This window comes from Petrotoga miotherma DSM 10691 (assembly GCF_002895605.1).
Lineage (GTDB): Bacteria > Thermotogota > Thermotogae > Petrotogales > Petrotogaceae > Petrotoga > Petrotoga miotherma.
Map to the genome: position 1 here is coordinate 71,896 of NZ_AZRM01000009.1, position 22,753 is coordinate 94,648.

25 protein-coding genes are annotated in these 22,753 nt (G+C 34.7%); 15 read left to right on the forward strand and 10 right to left on the reverse strand.

From position 1 onward, the window contains the following. The first annotated feature begins 37 nt into the window (after positions 1–37). The 10 genes from X928_RS01595 (at position 38) to hisC (ending at position 7,895) form a co-directional block, all read left to right on the forward strand. Complete coding sequence (locus tag X928_RS01595) at positions 38–646, forward strand: transglycosylase SLT domain-containing protein (protein ID WP_103078186.1); 609 nt, start codon at positions 38–40, stop codon at positions 644–646. A 313-nt stretch (positions 647–959) separates the two neighbouring features. Next, a complete protein-coding gene (locus tag X928_RS01600; RefSeq protein WP_103078187.1) occupies positions 960–1,745 on the forward strand; it encodes an ATP phosphoribosyltransferase regulatory subunit in 786 nt (261 codons plus the stop codon). Further along, the gene (gene hisG, locus X928_RS01605) at positions 1,742–2,374 is read left to right on the forward strand and encodes an ATP phosphoribosyltransferase (protein WP_103078188.1); all 633 of its coding nucleotides are present in this window, start codon (positions 1,742–1,744) and stop codon (positions 2,372–2,374) included. Before X928_RS01600 ends, hisG begins: the two co-directional genes overlap by 4 nt. Positions 2,375–2,428: 54 nt before the next feature. Further along, on the forward strand, positions 2,429–3,556 hold the full coding sequence (gene hisD / locus X928_RS01610; RefSeq protein ID WP_103078189.1) for a histidinol dehydrogenase: 1,128 nt from the start codon (positions 2,429–2,431) through the stop codon (positions 3,554–3,556). Next, positions 3,553–4,089 (forward strand): imidazoleglycerol-phosphate dehydratase HisB, encoded by a 537-nt coding sequence (gene hisB / locus X928_RS01615; RefSeq protein ID WP_103078190.1) that lies wholly within the window; start codon positions 3,553–3,555, stop codon positions 4,087–4,089. Before hisD ends, hisB begins: the two co-directional genes overlap by 4 nt. Before the next feature lie 11 nt (positions 4,090–4,100). Further along, a complete protein-coding gene (gene hisH / locus X928_RS01620; protein WP_103077582.1) occupies positions 4,101–4,691 on the forward strand; it encodes an imidazole glycerol phosphate synthase subunit HisH in 591 nt (196 codons plus the stop codon). A gap of 22 nt (positions 4,692–4,713) precedes the next feature. Continuing rightward, positions 4,714–5,400, forward strand: coding sequence for a 1-(5-phosphoribosyl)-5-((5-phosphoribosylamino)methylideneamino)imidazole-4-carboxamide isomerase (hisA, locus tag X928_RS01625; RefSeq protein WP_169926266.1), 687 nt, complete (start codon positions 4,714–4,716; stop codon positions 5,398–5,400). Next, the gene (hisF, locus tag X928_RS01630) at positions 5,400–6,158 is read left to right on the forward strand and encodes an imidazole glycerol phosphate synthase subunit HisF (RefSeq protein WP_103078192.1); all 759 of its coding nucleotides are present in this window, start codon (positions 5,400–5,402) and stop codon (positions 6,156–6,158) included. The genes hisA and hisF overlap by 1 nt, the downstream gene beginning before the upstream one ends. Further along, positions 6,145–6,801 (forward strand): bifunctional phosphoribosyl-AMP cyclohydrolase/phosphoribosyl-ATP diphosphatase HisIE, encoded by a 657-nt coding sequence (gene hisIE / locus X928_RS01635; RefSeq protein WP_103078193.1) that lies wholly within the window; start codon positions 6,145–6,147, stop codon positions 6,799–6,801. Before hisF ends, hisIE begins: the two co-directional genes overlap by 14 nt. Beyond that, a complete protein-coding gene (gene hisC, locus X928_RS01640) occupies positions 6,798–7,895 on the forward strand; it encodes a histidinol-phosphate transaminase (RefSeq protein WP_103078194.1) in 1,098 nt (365 codons plus the stop codon). Before hisIE ends, hisC begins: the two co-directional genes overlap by 4 nt. Here the strand turns inward: hisC and X928_RS01645 are convergent. The 3 genes from X928_RS01645 to X928_RS01655 form a co-directional block, all read right to left on the reverse strand. After that, complete coding sequence (locus X928_RS01645; RefSeq protein ID WP_199171189.1) at positions 7,876–9,054, reverse strand: MFS transporter; 1,179 nt, start codon at positions 9,052–9,054, stop codon at positions 7,876–7,878. The genes hisC and X928_RS01645 overlap by 20 nt on opposite strands. Before the next feature lie 90 nt (positions 9,055–9,144). After that, positions 9,145–10,311, reverse strand: a complete 1,167-nt coding sequence (locus tag X928_RS01650) for an iron-containing alcohol dehydrogenase (protein WP_103078195.1) — start codon at positions 10,309–10,311, stop codon at positions 9,145–9,147. A gap of 143 nt (positions 10,312–10,454) precedes the next feature. Further along, on the reverse strand, positions 10,455–11,555 hold the full coding sequence (locus X928_RS01655; protein ID WP_103078196.1) for an NAD(P)H-dependent flavin oxidoreductase: 1,101 nt from the start codon (positions 11,553–11,555) through the stop codon (positions 10,455–10,457). Positions 11,556–11,784: 229 nt separating this feature from the next. Here X928_RS01655 and X928_RS01660 point away from each other — a divergent pair, with 229 nt between their 5' ends. The 4 genes from X928_RS01660 to X928_RS01675 are packed head-to-tail and all read left to right on the forward strand — an operon-like array spanning position 11,785 to position 15,457. Beyond that, positions 11,785–12,756 carry a cation diffusion facilitator family transporter gene (locus X928_RS01660; RefSeq protein ID WP_103078197.1) on the forward strand — a complete coding sequence of 324 codons (972 nt, stop codon included), beginning with the start codon at positions 11,785–11,787 and terminating at the stop codon, positions 12,754–12,756. A gap of 16 nt (positions 12,757–12,772) precedes the next feature. After that, a complete protein-coding gene (gene obgE, locus X928_RS01665; protein WP_103078203.1) occupies positions 12,773–14,095 on the forward strand; it encodes a GTPase ObgE in 1,323 nt (440 codons plus the stop codon). 21 nt (positions 14,096–14,116) lie between these two features. After that, positions 14,117–14,665, forward strand: a complete 549-nt coding sequence (gene nadD / locus X928_RS01670) for a nicotinate (nicotinamide) nucleotide adenylyltransferase (RefSeq protein WP_245857147.1) — start codon at positions 14,117–14,119, stop codon at positions 14,663–14,665. 33 nt (positions 14,666–14,698) lie between these two features. Then, entirely contained in the window at positions 14,699–15,457 is a 759-nt protein-coding gene (locus tag X928_RS01675; RefSeq protein WP_103065525.1) for an N-acetyltransferase, read from the forward strand. A 59-nt stretch (positions 15,458–15,516) separates the two neighbouring features. On the opposite strand, the gene X928_RS01680 is transcribed toward X928_RS01675, so the two are convergent. Next, positions 15,517–15,705 carry a hypothetical protein gene (locus tag X928_RS01680; protein ID WP_103065526.1) on the reverse strand — a complete coding sequence of 63 codons (189 nt, stop codon included), beginning with the start codon at positions 15,703–15,705 and terminating at the stop codon, positions 15,517–15,519. 22 nt (positions 15,706–15,727) lie between these two features. After that, positions 15,728–16,345: a cyclodeaminase/cyclohydrolase family protein gene (locus X928_RS01685; protein WP_103065561.1), complete on the reverse strand. Its 618-nt coding sequence runs from the start codon at positions 16,343–16,345 to the stop codon at positions 15,728–15,730. 275 nt (positions 16,346–16,620) lie between these two features. On the opposite strand from X928_RS01685, the gene X928_RS01690 reads away from it, so the two are divergent. Then, positions 16,621–18,795, forward strand: a complete 2,175-nt coding sequence (locus X928_RS01690) for a sodium-translocating pyrophosphatase (protein WP_103065527.1) — start codon at positions 16,621–16,623, stop codon at positions 18,793–18,795. 55 nt (positions 18,796–18,850) lie between these two features. Here X928_RS01690 and fabG read toward each other — a convergent pair whose 3' ends face one another. From fabG to X928_RS01715, 5 genes are read right to left on the reverse strand one after another with little or no spacing between them, the layout of a single operon-like run. Then, positions 18,851–19,597 carry a 3-oxoacyl-ACP reductase FabG gene (fabG, locus tag X928_RS01695; RefSeq protein WP_103065528.1) on the reverse strand — a complete coding sequence of 249 codons (747 nt, stop codon included), beginning with the start codon at positions 19,595–19,597 and terminating at the stop codon, positions 18,851–18,853. A gap of 19 nt (positions 19,598–19,616) precedes the next feature. After that, positions 19,617–20,492, reverse strand: coding sequence for an ACP S-malonyltransferase (fabD, locus tag X928_RS01700; protein ID WP_103065529.1), 876 nt, complete (start codon positions 20,490–20,492; stop codon positions 19,617–19,619). Positions 20,493–20,495: 3 nt separating this feature from the next. Next, complete coding sequence (locus X928_RS01705) at positions 20,496–21,449, reverse strand: nitronate monooxygenase (protein WP_103065530.1); 954 nt, start codon at positions 21,447–21,449, stop codon at positions 20,496–20,498. A 16-nt stretch (positions 21,450–21,465) separates the two neighbouring features. After that, complete coding sequence (gene fabZ / locus X928_RS01710) at positions 21,466–21,885, reverse strand: 3-hydroxyacyl-ACP dehydratase FabZ (protein ID WP_103065531.1); 420 nt, start codon at positions 21,883–21,885, stop codon at positions 21,466–21,468. A 6-nt stretch (positions 21,886–21,891) separates the two neighbouring features. Then, positions 21,892–22,740: a DegV family protein gene (locus tag X928_RS01715; RefSeq protein ID WP_103065532.1), complete on the reverse strand. Its 849-nt coding sequence runs from the start codon at positions 22,738–22,740 to the stop codon at positions 21,892–21,894. Between the last annotated feature and the right edge of the window lie 13 nt (positions 22,741–22,753).

Below are 22,753 nucleotides of genomic sequence, written 5' to 3' on the forward strand. Positions count from 1 at the left end.
AGGGATTGTGGGGGTCCATTAGAGAGGTGATACAAAAATGCACAAAAAACAATATTCAGCTATTATAATATTCTTAACGTTTTCGTTGGCAGCGTTCTCTATATACCCCTATATAAATGTTAACAGTCAAGAAAATGCCAAAGAAGATATAACGATTAAAACCGTTTTATTCGATTTCATTTCATCACAATACAAGCTAGCAGTTGGGAAAGATATGCCGCGAGAGAGGTTGCAGTTACTTGTTTCCTCCATTATGGAAGCCTCAAAAATCTTTGAAATATCTCCTTTGATGATAGCGGCAATAATAGATACCGAAACAAATTTCAAAAATATTATTGGCAGTTATGGAGAAGTAGGTTACATGCAACTCAGACCATCAACCGCACAGTTTGTTGTAAACAAATATTATGATCTTTTTGAAAGCTTGAATTATACCGAAACGAGTTTGGATTGGATTGAAGATAGACTTTTATTAGATCCCAGGTATAACATACTTGTTGGGACGGCTTATTTGAAGTATTTGATGGAAACTCACGGTGATACTTACAAAGCCATAGGTTGGTACAATGGTGGTGGAAATGATTATTACGCGAATAAAGTGGTTTATAAAATAAACAGAATTGCTATTAAATATCCGGTTATTTAAGAACACCATTTGATTTTTAATGAAAAAATTTTATTTGATTGACATTGTTGCAAAAATATGATAAAATCTTGTTAGTTAGTTTGAAAATTTGTCATAAACGGGGTAAATATAATGTCTAATCTTAAAACGGACATCAATTCAAAAACATTGTTTAATTTAAATATTCATCATCATACATGGCGTGGCCGAGTTAACACATGCCATGTATGTTGTTATTTGTAAATCACCGCATACAAGGCTAAACGTAATAACCGGTCACGAGAAATCGTGACCGGTTTTTTATTTTTTAAAATATAAAAGAAAGGGGTTTAAAATGAAAAAAGACATCTTCGCCGAATCTCAAAAATTATCAAATATAGTTAACAAAATCAGAAGTGTACTAATTAAACACGATTTTTATGAACTGTTTCCACCTTCCATAACAAAGTATTCTGAAAATTTAATAAAGGGTCTAAAATTTGCGGATGGAAGAAATTTTTACCTTTTGAAACCTGATGTGACTTCTTGGTTGATCGACATGGATAAAGTAGAAGAAAAAGAAAAAGTATTTTACATATCGGAAGTTTTAGATGAAAATTTATCCGGTGTTTGGCAGTTTGGATTTGAAATATTAAACGGAGAAGAAGTCAAAATCGAAGAAGAAATTCTGCGTTTAACCATTGAAATTCTTTCATTATTGGATATAAAAAATTTCTTTATAGACGTAAGTTCAATAAGGAGTTGGGAGAGAATTTTAAAAGCAGTTCCACAATACAGAGATAAAATTTTAAGGGCTGTTGAGCTGAGAAATTTCGAGATCATTGAAAACCTTCCATTGGATGAGGAAGTAAAACTCTCCATAGCAAATCTTTTCAATTACAGAGGAAAAGAAACAAACATTCCAAAATTAAACACAATAATTAAAAACATTAACGACCCCAGAATATACATAGACCTTGGAACAATGAAATACATGAATTACTATGAAGATGTTGTATTTGAAATCTATTCACCAGATAATGGTTACCTTTTAGGTAACGGTGGTCAATACAAGATAAACGGCAAATATTCGTGTGGAATGGCTTTAAATTTGGATATTATAGGAGAGATGATGAGATGACAACAATATCAACAGCATTGCCATCAGGAAGATTACTGGAAGACAGCAAAGACTTTTTAAAAAAGATAGGTATTAATGTTAAAGAACCTGCTAACAGAGAACTTATATCGTATGAAAATGGTTATACCTTCTATTTTCCTAGAGCTTTTGATGTACCTGTATACGTAGAAAATGGAGTGGACATTGGGATATGCGGAAGTGACGTTGTCCTTGAAAGAAACAATGAAGTGTATATCCCATTAGAACTACCTTTTGGTAAATGTAGAATAAGCATCATCTTACCGGAAAACAGAGAAATATCTTTTCAAAAGATGGAAGGCTACAAAATAGCAACCAAATACCCTGAAATTACAAAAAATTTCTTTTCTGAAAAGGGTTTAAAAGTGAAAATACTCAAATTAAATGGAGCGGTAGAATTGGCAGCAAAAACCGGTATAGCGGATGCAATAGTAGATATTGTTGATACGGGAAACACGATAAAAGCAAACAATTTAAAAGAAGCATACAAGATAATGGATATCTCTGCGGTACTTTTGGTAAACAGGATAACCCAAAAGACTAAGTTCGATTTTATAAACGATTTAATAAATAAAGCAAAGAATTATAAAAACGGGGTGAAAGGGCAATAAAGCAAATCCCACAGTTTCTAAAGGTAGTACAAAAAATCGAGGGAGGGAAAAATAATGGAATTACAGAACTACGTTTCACAGATATTAAACGATATAAAAAACAACGGAATGTTTGCAGTAAAAAAATATTCAAAACAGTTCGATAATTATGATGGTGATTTAGAATTAAAAGTTGAAGAATGGGATATCGACGAAGAAATCCCCGCGCAAGATAAAGAAATTATAGAAAAAACGATTCAAAGATTGGAGAATTACCATTTAAAACAAAAAACGGAAGATATTCTGTATTCCAATGAATACAACTCAACTTATGGACTGATTAATAGACCAATAAACAGGATAGGGATTTATGTCCCAGGTGGTAAACCTCTACCTTCGAGTTTGTTGATGGTCGCTATTCCCGCCAAGATTGCAGGTGTAAAAGAAATGTTGATCACTTCCTCTCCAAAAGATGGGGTAATAAACCCTTACATAATTTATATAGCAAAAAAGTTGGGGATAAAAGAAATTTACAAAATTGGTGGAATTCAAGCAATAGCAGCTATGACATACGGCATCGGTATGAAAAAAGTAGATAAAATATTTGGTCCCGGAAATCAATATGTGAATGAAGCAAAACGACAGGTGTTTGGAGAAGTTGGAATAGACAGCTTGGCAGGACCATCAGAAATCTGTGTGATAGCCGATGAGACAGCTAAACCAGAATACATTTTAAACGACTTACTCTCCCAACTTGAACATGGTTATGAATCTAAAGCTTTCTTGGTCACTACATCAAAAGAATTATACGAATATTGTGAAAGAGAAGGGATAGATAGATACCTTTTCAAAAGTATAGAAGATTGTGCAGCTAAAACCAACGAAATAGCACCTGAGCACTTAGAAATAATGACAAAAGATCCTGAATCAGTACTACCACTCATACAAAATGCTGGAGCTATTTATTTAGGTGATTACACACCTGTACCTGCAGCAGATTATTTCTTGGGAGTTAACCACGTACTGCCAACGGGTGGTGCGGCACGTTTCTCCTCCGTATTAAACCTATCAGATTTTACAAAAAAAATATCCGTTGCAAAAGTGAGTAAAGACGAGTTGTTAAAAGAGAGGTACTTAGGTATAAGAATGGCGGAAATCGAAGGTATGCACCAACACAAAAAATCTATGGAGGTGAGGAAATGAGAAGAAAAACTGACGAAACAGACATAGAAATAAATTATTCTAAAGAATTATTTATTGATACCGGAGATCCTGTGTTAAATCATTTATTGAAAACCCTATTCTACTACATGGAAAAGAATGTAATCATCAAGGCAAAGTTCGATCTTAATCACCATTTATGGGAAGATATGGGAATAACAATCGGCCAATTTTTAAAGAACGAAGTGGAAGGAAAGAAGATAAAAAGGTTTGGAACCTCCATCCTACCAATGGACGACGCCCTTATTCTCGTTTCTGTTGATATTTCAAGATCCTATACAAACATAGATATCAACATCAAAGATTCTGAAAAAGGCTTTGAATTAGGTAATTTCAAAGAATTAGTATTAGGGTTATCAAGGTATTTACAATCAACTATCCATATAAAGCAAATAAATGGTGAAAACGCTCATCATATAATCGAAGCTTCTTTCAAGGCATTGGGTAGCGCTTTAAAAACTGCCCTTGAACCAAGTGACAAACACGAAAGTACAAATAGAGTTTACGAAGTATAGAGGTGGTATATATGCAGAAAATAGTCATATTAAATGGTGGGGTTGGTAACTTTTCAAACGTTCAAAAAGCTGTCGGAGGCATTATTAGCAATGAAATAAATGACATAAGAACTGCAGATAAAATCATACTACCTGGGGTAGGTTCTTTTGGAATAGTTTCGAATAATATTATTCCTCTAAAAGATTATATATTGGAACATATCGACAAAAATAAGCCTTTTCTAGGTATATGTTTAGGGATGCAACTGTTATTTGAAAGCAGTGAAGAAGATGAAGGCACGGGACTTTCTTATTTACCTGGAAAAGTGGTTAAGTTTAAAAACATGAAAGTACCTCACATAGGTTGGAACAGTGTTGAATTTTCAAAAGATTCTCTGATTTTTCGAGGAATAGAAAATGGAAGTTTCTTCTATTTTGTACACTCTTATTACATAACAACTGAAGATCAATACATAATTTCATACACAGAATACGAAAGCAGAGGAAAAACCTGTAAATTCACATCAAGCGTACAAAAAGAAAACGTATTCGGTGTACAGTTCCATCCTGAAAAATCAGGCGAAAAAGGAATTAAATTATTAGAAAATTTCAAAAATTTATAACGAGGTGAAATCTATCAACAACATACAAATAATACCTGCAATAGACTTAATGAATAAAAAAGCGGTAAGACTCTATAAAGGTAGCAAAAATGAAATAAAAGAATACGGAGATCCCGTAGAAATAGCCAAAGAATTTTCAAAATATGTCGATCTGATTCATATTGTCGACTTAGATGGTGCTTTTGAAGGTTCTGTAAAAAACTTAGATGTTGTAAAACAAATAATCAAAAAAACCGGGTTGAAAGTTGAACTGGGTGGAGGATTAAGGACTTTTGAAAGCATTAAAAATGCCTACGAAATAGGTGTTACTTATGTGATCATAGGTACAGCAGCCTTTAACTTAGAATTCTTAGAAAAAGTTACCAGTGCTTTCAACAATATAACCATAAGTTTGGATGTCGAGAACGGAACTTTAAAAACAAAAGGTTGGTTGGAAAACTCACAAATTAACTTAGAAGATGCTTTTTCTATTTTTAAAAAGTACACCAACAGATTCATATATACAGACACAAGCAAAGATGGAACTTTAGAAGGTGTTTCTTTAAACATAAAAAGATTCTGGCAAGATGAGGAAATAATATACGCCGGGGGTGTAAGTAAAAAAGAAGATTTAAAAAAATTGGAAAATATAGGTTTCGATGGGGCTATAATAGGAAAAGCTCTTTACGAAGGTAAAATCAATCTGCAGGAGTTAAGAGGTGAACAATAATGTTGACAAAAAGAATAGTAGCAGCCTTGGATATAAAGGAAGGAAGAGTCGTAAAGGGAGTACAATTTGAGAATATACAGGACGCAGGAGATCCAGTACAACTTGCCAAAAAATATGAAAAAGATGGGGTTGATGAGATCGTATTCTTAGATATAACGGCCTCTAAAGAAAAACGTAATATACTCAAAAATCTTGTTGAGGAAGTTGCCAAAGAACTATTCATTCCTTTCACCGTGGGTGGTGGATTAAAAACAGTTGAACAAATGGTAGAAATAATAAAATGTGGAGCTGATAAAGTGTTTATAAATACAGCTGCCGTTGAAAATCCAAATTTAATTAAAGAAAGTTCAAAAATTATAGGGAGCTCTAACGTAGTAGTTGCAATAGATGCAAAAAAAGACGTCGAAAGTGAAAAGTACTATGTATACACACACGGAGGAAGTAAAAAAACGGATTTAGACGCTGTTGAGTGGGCTAGAAAGTGTCAAGAGTTGGGAGCAGGGGAACTACTGGTTACTTCTATGAACACAGATGGTGTAAAAAAAGGGTATGACTTGAATTTAACCAAACAAATAGTTGATGCTGTAGAAATCCCAGTTATCGCCTCTGGTGGAGCGGGAGAAGTTAAAGATTTTATCGATGTTTTTCAAATAGGTGCAGATGCCGCTCTTGCTGCATCCATATTCCATTATGGTATCTACACTGCAAAAGACCTCAAAATTCAATTGAAGAAGGTGGGAATAAATGTTAGATTATAAACAAATAATAGACAAATTAGATTGGGGAAAAAACAATGGCCTCATACCTGTAATAGTTCAAGGTCTCGATGGCGACGTATTAACTTTAGGTTATACAGACAAAGAGGCTCTTAGTAAAACTCTAGAAACGGGATATGTTCATTATTACTCAAGAAGCAAAGAAAGAATCAGAATGAAAGGAGAAACAAGCGGGAACTATCAAAAATTAAAAGAAGCGTACGTGGATTGTGATAACGACACATTGCTCTTAAAAGTTGATCAAACAGGATCGGCTTGCCACTTAGGAACGAAAAGTTGTTTTAGAAAATTCGAACAAATTGATAAACTACCTGATTCTAATATAGATTACTCACTAGATTTTCTGAACCAATTAAAAGAAATTATAAAAGATAGGAAAAAGAACCCCAAAGAAGGATCTTATACAACTTATTTGTTTAATGAAGGGAAAGAAAAAATCTATAAAAAATTTGGAGAAGAAGCGGTCGAAGTTTTGGTTGCTCCAAATAGAGAAAGAACCATATATGAAACCGCCGATATGATTTATCACTTGTTGGTGTTATTAACCTACGAAGGAATAGATATAGGAGAAGTTGTTCAAGAATTAAAAAAGAGACACTCGCCAGAGGGAGGTAAGCAAAGTTGAAATTCAACCCAATTTTAGAAAGTTTTGAGGAATACAAACCTTCTAATACTAATATCAATGAAGGGTTCATAGATCTCAGTAAAAATGAAAATCCATTCGATCTTTCTTTAGACCTTAAAAAGATCTTTTTCCAAAAGATAACAGAAACAAACATAAATCGGTATCCCGAATTAACCGCTGACAACATCAGACAAAAAATAGCGACTTTCTTAAACTCATATTTTTCAAGATATAATATAGATCTTGATATGAACAACATAGTGGTTGGAAATGGCAGCGACGAGATGATATCTTACTTGGTTAAAATCTTTTCTGGAAACGAGGTAATAGTTTGTCCGCCTACATTTGAAATGTACGAATTTTATTCTCTACTCAACGGTTTTTCAGTGAAAAAAATCCCTTTGAATACCAATTACGAAATAAAAGACATAGATAAAGCCGTAGATGATCAAACGGGTATGATATTTATCTGTTCTCCAAACAATCCTACAGGAAACTTGCAACCCCAAAAAGAGATCGTAAAAGCTTTAAATACAGGGACACCTGTAATTGTAGATGAAGCATATGCGGATTTCTCAAAAACAAGCATGATACAATATTTAAAAGACTACCCAAATCTTATAATATTAAAAACATTTTCCAAAGCGTTCGGATTGGCAGGTATTAGAGCAGGTATCTTAATAGCCAATGAAGAAATAGTTAAACAAATAATGAAAATAAAATCTCCCTACAGTTTCAACGTATTAACTGAAAAGATGGTAGAAACCATAATAGAAAATTATAATCTCATTTTAGAAAAAATTGATTACATCATCGAAGAAAGAAATAAGCTTTCAAAAGAGCTCGGACGAGTCGCCTTAAAAAGTGATGCTAATTTTATACTCTTGGATTTTGATAAAATAGAAGGTATAACAGCCAAAGCTGTTTACAACTACTTTTTAGAAAATAAAATACTTTTGAGAAAATACTCTGGGACTTTAGAAAATAAAATTCGAGTAACCATTGGAACCAAAGAAGAAAATCAAAAGTTCCTAACGCTTTTTAAAGAATTAATCAGCAATTATGATAAACAGATTAAGTCTTATGAACATTAAAAAGCAATAATAACAAGAAGAATATCCCTATAGCGAAAATAGCACCAGAAAAATAAACTATATTCACTCCACCAAAAGTGTATAAAAAGCCCATTATTATAGGACCTAATGTTTGTCCTAGTCTCAAAATCATTCCATTTAATGACATTAAGGCTCCTCTGTACTCAGAAGGAGCCAATTCTGCTATCATAGTCTGAATTGATGGGACGTTTATACCATGTCCTATTCCAAATATAATTATCGGTATCAGCAACTGCCATGCCTTTTGCATAAAAGGTGTCAAAATAAGAGATAAAGTATAAAACAAATAAGAAAATATCAATAAATTTTTAACGTTAAATTTATTCCCCAACTTTCCGAGTTGCGATGAACCTAAAGCGGTTGTAAAAGACATCCCAGACATTAAAAGTCCTGCAAGAAAAGGAGACAATCCAAAGTTGTGACTTGCTAAAAATGGAAAATAAGACAAATGGACTCCATAAAGGATAATGAAAGTTGAAAGGCCACCTATAAAAAGTAAGATAATTTTTGCATTCCTTACGGATCTTATAAGGTTAAAAAAGTAATCTTTTATGCTTTCGTTGTTCCTTACACTTTTATCTTCTAACAAAAATAATGCCAAAAGCCCAATTGGAATGGCTAAAACCGGAAGAAAAAATGGGAAGTTCCATCCTAAAAGTGAAAGTGCACCACCAATGGATGGATAAACCGCAGTTCCGATATTCAAAACACTAGCGTTGTATCCCATAGCCTTAACTCTATCTTCCCCATAAAATAGGTCACCTATAATAGTGACATTCAAAGCCCCTAAAGAAGCTGCACCCATACCCTGAAAGAATCTTAAAAATAGCAAAATTGAGAAATTTTTAGAAAATCCACATAAAAAACCAGCGATCCCAAACAACAATAGAGAGGGTATCAAAATCTTTTTTCTTCCGTATCTATCCGCTAAAATCCCGAATATAGGAGTTAGTATAACACCTGGTAACGTAAAAAAAGTTATTAGCAAGCCTACTTGTGATTCAGATATTCCAAATTCTTCTATGAGAACAGGAAAAATGGGAGAAATGCTTGAAACCCCCAAAACTGCCATCAAAGTTACACCGAAAACTATTAGTAAATTTTTATTCCAAAAAACTGATTTCTTTTTTTGCTCCAACTGTGATCCTTCCTTGATTTTCTTTAAAGTGTGATTTCTGAGAACGAAATAGTCCATTCAAAAATGGAAAAAGGGCATAGAGCCCTTTTTTTACTTTGCCAATTTTAAGATATTTAGAACATCTTCCTTGTAAAGTTTTACAAAATTACCCACAGGTCCTCTTTCCGTAGCCTTTTGCGCCATTTCTTCGAATCTGTCATCGGGAACTTTCAATTCCTTCAAAGTGATTGGTAATTTTAAATCCTCTTTGTAATATTTTTCAAGCCTATTAATACCCTCTAAAGCGGTTTTTTCTAAGTTAAAGAAATCAGCTTCGACGTTCCAAACATTTACAGCATACCTAGCAAACCTGTTTAAATCGTGCCTATAAACATATTTCATCCAAGCAGGGAATAAAACAGCCAAACCTGCTCCATGGGCAACGTCGTAAATGCCACTCACTTCATGTTCTATACCATGAGTTGCCCAGTCTTCTTCCCTTCCGGTTCCTAATAAACCATTATGCGCAACGGTACCAGCCCACATAATTTCAGCTCTGACATCGTAATTGTAAGGATCTTTAAGGGCTTGAGGTGCATTGTGAATTATAGTTCTCATTGTAGCTTCGCACAATCTATCGGTTAATTCAACATGCTGGGTGTTGGTGAAGTACCTTTCCATTACATGAGTTAACATATCCACAGTTCCAACAGCTGTTTGAAAAGGTGGAAGAGTATAAGTCAGTTCAGGATTCATTATTGCAAAAACCGGTCTTAAAACATCGTAATTTATTGCTCTTTTATACCATCCGTCTTCATTTGTAATAACCGACCCCATACTAGCTTCACTACCCGCGGCAGGGATGGTTAGAATGACACCCACGGGAAGCGCTTCTTTCAAAGTCCCTTTCCCTTCGTACAATTCCCAAACGTCTCCCTCATACTTCATTCCTGCTGCTATAGCCTTTGAAGAATCTATTACACTTCCCCCACCTACCGCAAGTATAAAATTAATATTTTCTTTTTTACATATTTCAATACCCTTTCTCACCAAACTTAATCTAGGATTGGGTTGAACACCACCCAATTCAACAAACTCAACACCTGCACTTTTCAAAGATTTTACCACTCTGTCATACAAACCAGTTTTTTTAATACTTCCTTGCCCATAGTGAAATAAAATTTTACCGGAGTACTTTTTTACCTCTTCTCCCACCTTTTCCTCGGCTTTTTTTCCGAAGATTATTCGTGTAGGACTTACAAAATCAAAATTTAACATAACGCGACCTCCTCTTTTTTTATTTTTTAATGTCTTTAATTTAAATTTTACGTTAGACCTTTTTCGCCCTGGCTTACGCCTCTCAGCTTTTTGTTTGTTACTGAGGCCCATTAACACATCCTATTTATCACAAGCCCCTGTCTCTACGAACGTTGAGAAGTTGACTCTTTCGCTTTATCTACGTTGATTTCAAAAAGATAGTTTATTACCTCTTGTACGGTTGTAATTTTATCGATTTTGTAACCGTATTCGCCACTAAAAACAAATCCGTCATCTAAATTCCCCTTTGCTGCGTTAAGTAGAGCTTGGGCTATACAATATGGGGTGTCAACAAAATTACACGTTTTAATACAGTGATAAGGGCATTTGAATGGCTTTTTAACCCCTTTTGAAACATCTTCTATAAATTTGTTTTTGATAGCTCTTCCCGGAAGACCTACTGGACTTTCAATTATTACTATATCTTCTTCTTTGGCATTTATCAAAGCCTCTTTAAATCTTATATCGGCGTCACACTCTTGGGTGGCTATAAAAGGAGTCCCTACTTGTATCCCCTTCGCCCCCAATGAAAATATTTCTTTCACTTTTTCAGGTGTGTTAATACCCCCAGCAGCTATTACAGGTACTTCTTTGTTATATTCTTTTTTAATTTCCTCACAGAAACTTACTATCTGAGGAACGGTAACTTCAAGTTGAAATTGAGGATTCTCTAGATCCACCTTTTTAAATCCCAAATGTCCTCCAGCTTTTGGCCCTTCCACTATAAATGCATCAGGAATGTACTTGTATTTCATCCACCATTTTTTAAATATCACCTGGGCAGCTTTTAAAGAAGAAACTATAGGAACTAACTTTGTTTTAGATTTTGTATCTAGAAATTCAGGCAAATTTAAAGGCAACCCTGCTCCAGATATTATTAAATCTATTTCCTCTTTTATCGCTGTTTTCACAAGCTCTTTATAATCAGTCAAAACGGTCATTATATTAACGCCAATTATTCCCTTTGTCTTTTCTCTTGCCTTTCTAATAACCTTTTTGAGGCCTTCTATATTAGCTTCTTTCACTTTTCTTGTTTGAGGATTTTCGATTAACCCTATTCCCGCAGTACCTATTACTCCAATCCCTCCAGCGTTTGCTACCGCAGATGCTAAATTATCAAGAGAAATACCAACGGACATACCCCCTTGAATTATAGGCAACTTTGGAACTAAACCATTGATGTTTAAAATATTTATAAGATTCACTCTCCCTTTTTGTTTTCTACACTGCTTTTATTTGTTTTAGCGCCCCTTCACCTCGCTCCCCACCCATTTAATTATTCATTTTAATTATACCATAAAAGAACTTCATGTGAAAAAATTTGTATTCAAAGAATATTACTTGTGGTATAATAAGCAATGCACAGAGGTATATTGAATTTCAAAATTTCAATTCTAGCTAATATTCACAAAAGTCAACAAAGGAGAATATTATTTGAAGAAAAAATTAAATGAAGAAAATTTTCAGATTAATTCAAAAAGAGAAAAATTAGCCGCAAATGCTTCCTGGATGGGAATAATAATAAACGGTGCCCTTGCTTTTTTTAAATTAGTTATCTCTCTCATCACGGGAAGTATGGCAATTTTAGCTGATGGAATAGATACAACTACGGATATAATAACTTCTATACTAACTTTAATTGCATCAAAAATTTCAAGTAAGCCTGCAGATGAGAGCCATCCTTTTGGCCATGAAAGAGCTGAAACGATAGTTACTAAGGTTTTATCTTTAGTGATTATTTACGCCGGTTTTCAAGTTCTTATAGGTGCCATTCAAAGTATAATAAACCACAATTTTTCAATTTATAGGCCTTATTTAGTACTATGGATTTCTTTGATTTCGATACTTACCAAATATTTTTTATATAAGTATAAATTCTCCGTCGGAAATAAAATAAGAAATTCTTCTTTAGTAGCGGATGCTTTAAATATGAGAAATGACATTTTAACTTCTTTGTCTGTTTTCATCGGTATCATTTTTTACCTTACGTTAAATATAATGTGGGTGGATCCGTTGGTGGCGATTATAGTATCCGTCTTCATATTTAGAGTTGGGATAAAGATGTTTCTAGAAACCTCAGATGAGTTTATGGGTAGTTCAAAAGAATTAGGAGAAATTTACTATAATACTTTAGAAGCTGTTGAAAAAGTTAACAAAGCTAATAATCCTCATAAAATTAGGGTGAGAAAAGCTGGATATGTTTATTTTGTTGAACTTCATATCGAAGTCGAAGAAGAAATGAGCGTAAAAGAAGCTAATGAAATAGCCTCGCAAGTTGAAAAAGAGTTAAAAAAGATAAATCCTTACATAAAAGATGTGATAATCCACGTAGAACCTTTAGGGAATAAAGAGGAAGAAGAATTTGGATTCGATAAAAATTCTATTAAAAGGATTTTTGATAAATAGGTGGAGGTGTAACGTTTTGATCGGTGATTTTGCAGATGAAGTGAATATCAAAGTGTTTGCTGGAAAAGGAGGCGATGGAGCTGTAAGCTTTAGAAGAGAAAAATACGTAGAAAAAGGTGGGCCAGATGGCGGAGACGGAGGAGATGGTGGTTCGATTATCATCAAATCAACCCTCAATAAAAATACCTTGGTAGATTTTAAATACAAGAAAATTTTTAGAGCAGAAAACGGGGAAAATGGCAAAAATAAAAAGAAAGCTGGAAAAGCCGGAGAAAATGTTTTGATTGAGGTACCTGTAGGTACTTGTGTCTATGATCTTGAAACCAACGAATTACTTTCAGATTTAAAAGCACCGGAACAATATCTGATTGTTGCTCGTGGAGGTAAAGGTGGGAGAGGAAATGCAAGATTTGCAACTTCAACTCTACAGATTCCAAGAATCGCTGAAAAAGGGGTGGAAGGTGAATCTAAAAATCTAAAGCTCGTCTTAAAAATTGTCGCAGATGTCGGCTTGATTGGTTATCCTAACGTGGGTAAATCAACATTAATTTCAAGGATTTCAAACGCCAAGGTGGAAATTGCTGATTACCCTTTTACAACTATAGTTCCAAATTTAGGCGTGGTAAAAATCGACACAGGTTATTCTTTTGTAGTAGCTGATATCCCAGGACTTATAGAGGGTGCGCATTTGGGAAAAGGTTTAGGAGATCAATTTCTAAGGCATATTGAAAGATGTTCTGTTTTAGTACATCTTATCGATATATCTTGTTTTGAAAGAGATGACCCGGTAGAGGATTATATACTCATTAGAAAAGAATTAGAGGCTTTTTCTCATATTCTTTCGAAAAAGAAAGAGATTATTGTTGCAAATAAGATAGATGCCATAGAGAAAGACACCCTTGAAAAAAGATTAGCAGATTTCAAAAATAGATCGGGTAAAGATATTTTCCCTATTTCTGCTTATACTGGTGAAAACATTCAAGAGCTCATAACTATGGTATGGAATCATATAAGTAAAGAAAAAATTGAGCAACAAAAGTTTTTCCAAAAAAGGTTGAAATCCACTGTGACAGAAAAAATAAAAATACAACCCGTCAGCTATGAACCTGATCCTTTTATAAAAATCAACGTTATAAAATGGGATAACGAAACGTTTGAAATAGTTGGAGATGGTATCGAAAAGTTGTTAACTAGATACGATATCAACCAAAAGGATTCTCGTCTGTTAATTTTAAATACATTAGAGAAAAATGGATTGAATAAAATTTTAACAGATGCGGGAGTTAAAGAAGGAGATACGGTGTACATTGGAAATTTTGCTTTTGAATATATACCATAAGAAAAGGTGTTTGTCATGTTAATGCTTTTTGGCGGTAGTTTTAACCCTCCTCATATAGGTCATAGAATAATCGCTGAAATAGCTTATGATGAATTCAAACCTGAAAGGTTTTTAATAGTACCGTCTAAAAATCCCCCACACAAGAGCATAGATTTCATAGCAAATTTCGATAAGAGGTTTTCTTGGTGTGAGAGGGTTTTTTTTGAGTATTATTTCGAAGTAAGCGACATAGAAAGCAAACTACCTTCACCATCATACACAATCAGGACCATAGAGTATTTAATGAATTTTGATAAAAATATTTATCTTTTGATCGGCGAAGACTCCTTTAAAAACTTTCACAAATGGTATAAATGGGAAGAAATAGTAAAAAAAGTAAAACTAGTAGTTTATCCCAGATATTTCGAAGAAAAAAGTCCCTACAGCGTAGATTTTGAGTATATAAAATTGGAAAGTCCTATTGTTGAAATTTCATCCACTGAAATCAGACAAAGGATCAAAAAGGGGAAAACTGTTAAAGGTTTGATAGATGATAAAATAATAGAAGAAGTTTTAAAAGAGTATAATTAAAATCAATTTTTATGCCGCTAAAGGGGGATAGAAATGTCGTCTTATATAGCTACAAGCGCTAAAATTGACGCTAACGTTAAAATAGGTTACAATGCAATAATTGAAGAAGATGTCGTTATTCAAAAAGGTACTATCATTGGAAACAATGTAATAATAAAAGAAGGCAGTATTATTGGAGAAAACTGTACAATATCGGATAATTGTATAATAGGTAAATCGCCTCTTAAAGCTAAAAATTCTGCCACTACTGAAACAAAAGATCTTTCTCCTTTAATTTTGGGCAATAATGTAATCGTAGGAGCATGTTGCCTCTTATATAAAGGTACTAAAATATCAAATGATGTTTTTATTGGAGATTTAGCGAGTATAAGAGAAGATGTGGAAATCGGAGAACATACTATCATCGGAAAAGGAGCAACAATAGAAAATAAAAGTAAAATAGGTAGCTACGTAAAGATAGAAACAGAGGCTTACATTACAGCCATATCTACAATAGAAGATTATTGCTTCATAGCTCCGGAAGTTACCTTTACCAACGATCAATTTTTGGGAAGAACAGAGAAGAGAAAAGCGCTTTTCAAAGGTCCTACTATCAAAAAAGGGGCAAGAATAGGGGCCAACGCAACAATATTACCAGGAATAATAATTGGAGAAGATGCTTTGGTTGGTGCGGGGAGTGTGGTTACTAAAAATTTAGAACCAAAAAAAATATACGTTGGCGTTCCCGCGAGGGAAATTCGAAACGTACCAAACGAGGAATTGCTGGAAAATCAAACTTATTTTCACCCCTAAAATCCCTATCAAATGAGTTTTATAAACATATGGCCGGTAAGAAAAACCCGGCCAATTTTTTATGTTTTCTCTATTTCTTCCAACTGTTTTTCTATTTGCTCTAACTCTTGGTTAATCCTTTCCCATTCTTTTTCAAGAGATTCATCATGTTCATGAGGGCCCATGTACTTTTCTATAGATTTTTTCTGTGCCTCTAAAGTTTTCTTCTTTTTCATTAATTCTTCTCTTAAATTTTCTTTTCCGGCCATTATGTTCCACCCCCTTTATTTATTATATATTAGCTTTAGAAAGCAGTCTTAATTGAAGAGTGTTTGCTTCTCCCTCAATTTTTTCAATTTGACTGTTAATGTCTCTTAGAAAATCTTCGTCTTTAATCGATGGAAGATTTATTTTTACATTGTATAATCCACCCTCAACAGCTGCTTTAGCCATTACAAGGGAAATAGCTGCGTCACTTTTAGCCATTTTATAACCTTTTTCTATTGTAACCCCCGAAAGTTCCATGACTTCCAACGCATCTTTGGCTATTTGTAGAGGAACAAGTGTGGCTTTTTTTGTCTTTTCTTGGATTTTTTCATTTCTAGCTTTTTTCTCTTCTTCAGTACTTTTTGGAAGTTTTAAGGCATCGATTACTTCATTAAAAGCTTCGGCATCTTCTTCCATGAGCTGAAGAAATTTGTCTCTGTACTCCTCCAATTTTACTTTCAAATTTTTCATTTCTTCTTCAACTTCTTCGTACTTTTTTTTGCCGATAGTTAAATTTGCTACCATGCATCCCAAACTAGCTGCTATAGAACCCGCTAGCGCCGCTGCACTTCCACCCCCGGGAGCTGGTTCGTTGGACGAAAGCTTTTCTAAAAATTCTTTTAAACTCATATCAGATAACAAATTAACTCCTCCTTTTTTGTGATATTTAACACAATACATATATAAATTCCCCTTAAAAATGCTGCTCTTTGTTATCTATTTTATCAAAAGTGATTTAAAAAACAATATATACCATTTGGAAGAAATATCCTTCTAATTGTTTCTAAAGTCGTTTAATTGCTCCTAATCACATTTAATTGTTATTTTTAAAACTTATTTTTTCGAATAGAAAATGATATAATAAAATGGGGTAGTATGTTATAACTAAAATCTCACAACACTTCGGAGGTGAAACAGTGGGTAGTCTATGGATTTTGGCAATAGTTCCTATTATCGCTTTAATTTTTGCTAGTGTTAACTTTAGACAGGTCGTTGTATTAGATGAAGGTACGGAGAGGATGCAACACATTGCAAAGGCTATTAGAATTGGTGCTTCCGCCTTTGTTAACCATGAGCTTAAAGTATTATCAATTTATGGTATATTTATCGCTCTAGCTTTAGGTATCGTGGTAGAATGGTATGTTGGAGTCGCTTTTGTAATGGGAGCTTTTATGAGTGCCCTTGCTGGATACATAGGTATGAAAATAGCTACTTACGCTAACGTCAGAGTTAGCAATAAGGCTCGAACAGAGAAAAGTGTAGGAAAAACTTTGAAAGTTGCATTTCAAGGCGGAAGCGTTATGGGACTCAGCGTTTCTGGATTGGCTCTATTAGGTTTATTTTTAGTATACATTATTTTTGGAAATTGGCTGGGACAGCTTTCTGCAGAAAATTTGGTAATAAAAGTCAACTGGTTGGGAATAAATTACATTCCTTTCACCATGACTGTTTCAGGATACGCTCTTGGATGCTCAATAATCGCTATGTTTGATAGGGTTGGAGGAGGAGTTTACACAAAAGCTGCAGACATGGGAGCAGATTTAGTTGGAAAAACAGAATTAGCTCTACCGGAAGATGATGCACGAAATCCCGCGACTATCGCTGATAACGTCGGAGATAACGTTGGAGATGTTGCAGGACTTGGGGCTGATTTGTTGGAAAGTTATGTAGGTGCCGTAATTTCATCTATAGTTCTAATATTGTATTCTCATTTCCTTTTGGGACCTCAAAACCTTTCTTATGATGCAACTATGAGATTAACTTACTATCCGATACTTTTTATATCGCTAGGATTAATTTCTTCGATGATTGGGATATTGTATATAATCTTAAAAAAGCCTTCCGATGATCCTCATAGAGATTTAAATATCTCTTTGATGACATCGGCATTTTTAACTTTAATTATAACCTTTTTCCTTAGCTTTTTCTATTTGGGAGGCATTAGTGCTACAGAATTTCAAAATATCGGCTTCAGATTGGGATACTTCTCACCTTGGTTGGCAGCTGTCATCGGTATAATAGATGGTATTTTCATGGGGCTTATAGCAGAATATTACACCAATGATGCATACCATCCTACAAAGGAATTGAGCGAATTTGCCAAAGGTGGTCCGGCTATTGTAATTACAAAGGGATTAGCATTAGGAATGGAAAGCGTTCTGTTGCCTGTTTTCCTTTTGATGTTAGGAATCCTTGTATCCTTTGAAATAGCAGGATTGTATGGGGTAGCAATGGCCGCTATGGGTATGCTTTCTTTCGTTGCAGCAACGGTTTCAGTTGACTCGTACGGTCCAATCGCAGATAATGCTGGTGGGATAAGCGAAATGTCAAAATTGCCGCCAGAGGTTAGAGAGATAACCGATAAACTAGACTCCGTGGGGAACACAACAGCTGCTATAGGTAAAGGTTTTGCTATCGGTTCCGCTGCCTTAGCGGCATTAGCTCTCTTTGCATCTTTTATTTATTCTCAAGCCGGTCCTGGAGATGGAGGAGTAGGACATTTAGAAAATATCTTGATCTTGAACATGATAGATTCTAGAACAATAGCTGGAGCTATTTTTGGTGCTGCACTACCTTTCTTTTTTAGTTCTTTTCTAATAAATGCCGTAGTAAATGCAGCTAACAAGATGGTTGATGAGGTAAGAAGACAGTTTAAAGAAATACCTGGATTGATGGAGGGAACGACAGACCCCGATTACGAAAGATGTATCAGGATTAGTAGTGAAGGTTCGCTAAGTCAAATAAAATTCCCTGCCCTCATTGCGACATTAACGCCTATAATTTCTGGATTTTTACTCGGGCCAAACTTTGTAGGAGGACTTTTAATAGGTACTACTCTTAGTGGTGTTATGTTAGCAATATTTTCTGCCAATTCTGGAGGTGCTTGGGATAACGCTAAAAAGAGAATAGAAGCCGGGGGCGTCGAAGGAGAAGGAAAAGGTACGGATGCCCATAAGGCAACAGTCGTGGGGGATACAGTTGGAGATCCTTTGAAAGACACTGTTGGTCCTTCTTTGGATATACTAATCAAGATTATGTCGGTAACGGCGCTTATAACTGTTTCAATCTTTAAAGTGTATCATCTCTTTTGAAAACAAAATCCCGAGGTCATTTAATGTACAGCCTCGGGATTTTTATTCTTTATGATTAAATTCTTAATCCACCATCTATCCTTATAACTTGTCCCGTTATAAAGGAAGAATCATCACTGGCTAAAAATACGGCTAAGTTGGCTATATCTTGAGGTTCTCCCAATCGTTTTAAACACGTATTTTCTACAACATACTCTATCAATTCTTTTTTTAAACTTTCTGTCATTCCTGTTCTAACAAATCCTGGTGCTATGGCGTTTACTCTGATATTTTCTCCTTTCATTGTAAGTTCTTTCGCCCAAGATTTTGTCATTCCTATTATACCTGCTTTTGCTGCTGAATAATTAGTTTGGCCAATGTTACCTTCAATACCTACAACGCTTGCCATGCTTATGATATTGCCAAACTTTTGTTTTCTCATTATCTTTGCAACTGCTTTTGTCATTATAAATGTTCCTTTTAAATTTACTTGTATTACTTTATCAAAATCCTCTTCTTTCATGATAATCAAGAAGTTATCTTTTGCCATTCCGGCATTGTTTACTAATATGTCTATTTTTTGGTATCTGTTATATATCTGAGTCACAATTTCACTAACAGTACTAAAATCAGTTATATCTGCTTTGTAATAAATGAACCTATCTTCTGGAAAATCACTTTTTTCGTTTTCTTCTATTTGAGGTCTTTCATCTACAGCGATCGCTATTACGGTGGCTCCTTCTTTTATGAAATTCCTTGATATTTCTTTTCCTATTCCTCTAGAGCCACCTGTTACGATTGCAATCTTTTGATTTAATTTCAAAGGGAACACCCCCGATTTTTTATATATTAAGTAGTTTAACGTTTTTATTTATTTGTTTAATAAATTTTGTGAGCACTTTTGTTGGTCCAATTTCAACAAATTCATCCACACCGTTTTTTACACATTCCTCAACACATTCTATCCACCTAACAGGTGAAGTTATTTGCTTTATTACATTTTCCTTTATGATATCAGGATCAGTTTCAAACTTTGCCGTTACATTCTGAACAATGGGAACCGTTGGCTTTTTGCATTCTATATGCTCAATTCTTCTTCTTAACCTTTCTTCTGCATCTTTTAGAAATTTCGAATGAAACGGACCGCTTACATTCAACGGAACAACCTTTCTGGCTCCTTCTTCCTTGAGCTTTTCCATAGAGATCAAAAGTTCTTCCATTTCCCCACTTATTACAACTTGTGAGGGAGAATTGTAATTGGCTATTTGGACGTTTGGATAATTGGATAAAACTTTTTCAATCTCATTTAAATCCATACCTATTACCGCTGCCATACCGCCTTTTCCTGGTTCAAAGGCTTCACTCATGTACAATCCCCTATAATAAACCGCTTCAATTGCTTCTTCAAAATCGATCATTTTTGCGGCTAAAAGTGCTGTCCATTCTCCTAAAGAATGACCAGCTACCACATCAGGTTTGAGGCCTTCTTCTAAAGCATTCAAATATTTCATATAGCTAATTGTGAGTATAGCGACTTGGGCATTTTGGGTTAAGGTAAGCTCTTTTTCATCAGTCCCAAATATTATACTTTTTATGTCCAATCCAATCTTATTTTTTACTTTATCAAAATACAATTCATATTCAGGCTTTTTTTCCAATATATCCTTTCCCATACCCAGGTATTGGGATCCTTGTCCTGTAAAAACAAAACATCGCAAAACTTATCTCCTCCTTTCATCGACATTATTTTCTAAGTCATAATTTTTCAAAATATACGACATTACATCTTCAATAACATCGTTAACACTTTTTATTTCATCGATCAAACCAGCGGATTGCCCTGCCATGAAAGACCCACTTTCTTCATCACCATACAAGAAAGCCTTCATAAGGCTACCTACCAAAGCTTCTTCGGCTTCTTCAGGAGATGATGATTCTAACTTCGCTATTTTTTTACCGAATTTTGTTTTTATTATGCGAGCTGGATGACCCATTTTCTGACCTGTAATTATAGTGTCCCTAATACCCGCATTTATTATTTTTTCTTTGTAATTTTCATGGGCTTCACATTCATATGTAGCTATAAAACGAGTTCCCATCTGAATACCTTCTGCTCCCAAGGATAAAGCTGCAACCGCACCAGGCCCGTTAGCAATTCCACCGGCTGCTATTACAGGAACCGACAAAATGCTAGAAAGCTTTGGAACTAAAACCATGGTAGTTACATCTCCGATGTGTCCACCACATTCCATACCTTCACCTATTATAGCTTCCGCCCCTGCATTTTCTAACCTCAAAGCTAGATTTTCTGAGGAAACTACCGCTAAGGTTGTTATCCCATTTTCTCTAAGCATAGGAATATATTTGCTAGAATTTCCAGCCCCCAAAATAGCAACCGGAACTTTTTCTTGAATTATGAGATCTATGACTTCGTCTATATGAGGATTAAGCATGATAACGTTCACGGCAAAAGGTTTATCGGTCATTTCTCTGATTGAATCAATCTGTTTCTTTAAAAGTTTTGCATCCATGTTTCCAGAACCTATAGTTCCTAATCCGCCAGCATTAGAAACAGCTGCAGCCAATTTTGCAGTACCCACCCATGCCATTCCGCCTTCTAATATGGGATATTTGATTTTCAATAAGTCAGTAACTCTATTTTTTACGGGTTCCAAATCAGCACCTCCATCTTCAACTCTTTTTGATACCTACCATTATTTCTGCTTGGGCACATACCTGTCCTTCAACAGTAGCTATTCCCTTTAATTTGAACATGTTTGCTTTCCTCTGTAGAATCTCTAAATCGTATATCAGCTTGTCTCCAGGTCTTGCTTCTTTTTTAAATCGTGCCTTATCTATACCTGTAAATAAAGGAATTACATTCTCATCCATATCTTTCATAAGCAATAACCCGGCGGTTTGAGCCATACCCTCAACTATGAGTACTCCCGGCATTATGGGATAATTTGGGAAATGGCCTTGAAAAAAAGGTTCGTTAATACTCACGTTTTTAAACGCCTTGATCTTTTCTTCGTTTAACTCTAATACCCCATCAACAAGCAAAAAAGGATAGCGATGGGGCAATATTTTCATTATTTCCTCTATATTCATAATTTTTCACTCCCATGTAGTTACTATTCCACCGGAATCAGGTCCTAAATGCATACCTATTATTATGTCCATCGGTTCAAAGATGATCTTTTCCCTCGGGACTCCCAATTTAACTACTTCATCCAACAAATCGCCACCTAATTTCAAGCTCCCTGTATGTTCAACGGTTATATTCTTTAACTCTCCTTTGCCTTTTTCTTCCATTGCCAATGTGCTAAGCTCTTTAATTATTTTATTGTATCCTCTAATTCTTTTAACGGGCAATATTTCACCATTATCTAGTTTTAACAATGGCTTAATGTTTAACATACTACCCACAAAGGCGGTTGCTTTCCCTATTCTTCCACCTTTTGCAAGATAATTTAAACTTCCTACGGTAAAATATACATTTACTTTTTCTTGAAAATGTTCCACGAAACTTTTCAAATCTTCTATACTATAATCTCCTGAGTCTATAAGTTTTTTTAATTCTAGTACTAAATAACCTAATCCCCATGTCGCTTCATAACTTTCCACTATATGGATCCTTTTTTCATCGAGATTTTGAGCAGCTATCCTAGCAGAATTATACGTGCCACTCAGTTTTCCTGAAAGATGGACAGATATTAACTCATCGTAATCTTTCAACATTTTTTTATATACTTCTTCAAAATCTTGAGGCGTGGGCTGTGAAGTGGCAGGTATATAGTCAGATGTTTTTAAAAACTCATAGAAGTCGTCTACATCAATATCCACAGCTCTTTCAAACTTATCTTTCCACTTTACATACAAAGAAACGCAACCTATCCCCATTTCTTCTAATTGTTTTGGATCAATGTCACAGGTATTATCGGTTACTATTCCTATTTTAGGCATAATTGTGCCCCCT

Excerpts from the sequence above, each read along its gene's own strand:
- X928_RS01595 (WP_103078186.1), top strand. The coding sequence starts at position 38 with ATGCACAAAAAACAATATTCAGCTATTATAATATTCTTAACGTTTTCG.
- X928_RS01600 (WP_103078187.1), top strand. The coding sequence starts at position 960 with ATGAAAAAAGACATCTTCGCCGAATCTCAAAAATTATCAAATATAGTT.
- hisG (WP_103078188.1), top strand. The coding sequence starts at position 1,742 with ATGACAACAATATCAACAGCATTGCCATCAGGAAGATTACTGGAAGAC.
- hisD (WP_103078189.1), top strand. The coding sequence starts at position 2,429 with ATGGAATTACAGAACTACGTTTCACAGATATTAAACGATATAAAAAAC.
- hisB (WP_103078190.1), top strand. The coding sequence starts at position 3,553 with ATGAGAAGAAAAACTGACGAAACAGACATAGAAATAAATTATTCTAAA.
- hisH (WP_103077582.1), top strand. The coding sequence starts at position 4,101 with ATGCAGAAAATAGTCATATTAAATGGTGGGGTTGGTAACTTTTCAAAC.
- hisF (WP_103078192.1), top strand. The coding sequence starts at position 5,400 with ATGTTGACAAAAAGAATAGTAGCAGCCTTGGATATAAAGGAAGGAAGA.
- hisIE (WP_103078193.1), top strand. The coding sequence starts at position 6,145 with ATGTTAGATTATAAACAAATAATAGACAAATTAGATTGGGGAAAAAAC.
- X928_RS01650 (WP_103078195.1), bottom strand. The coding sequence starts at position 10,311 with ATGTTAAATTTTGATTTTGTAAGTCCTACACGAATAATCTTCGGAAAA.
- nadD (WP_245857147.1), top strand. The coding sequence starts at position 14,117 with ATGCTTTTTGGCGGTAGTTTTAACCCTCCTCATATAGGTCATAGAATA.
- X928_RS01675 (WP_103065525.1), top strand. The coding sequence starts at position 14,699 with ATGTCGTCTTATATAGCTACAAGCGCTAAAATTGACGCTAACGTTAAA.
- X928_RS01680 (WP_103065526.1), bottom strand. The coding sequence starts at position 15,705 with ATGGCCGGAAAAGAAAATTTAAGAGAAGAATTAATGAAAAAGAAGAAA.
- fabZ (WP_103065531.1), bottom strand. The coding sequence starts at position 21,885 with ATGAATATAGAGGAAATAATGAAAATATTGCCCCATCGCTATCCTTTT.
- X928_RS01715 (WP_103065532.1), bottom strand. The coding sequence starts at position 22,740 with ATGCCTAAAATAGGAATAGTAACCGATAATACCTGTGACATTGATCCA.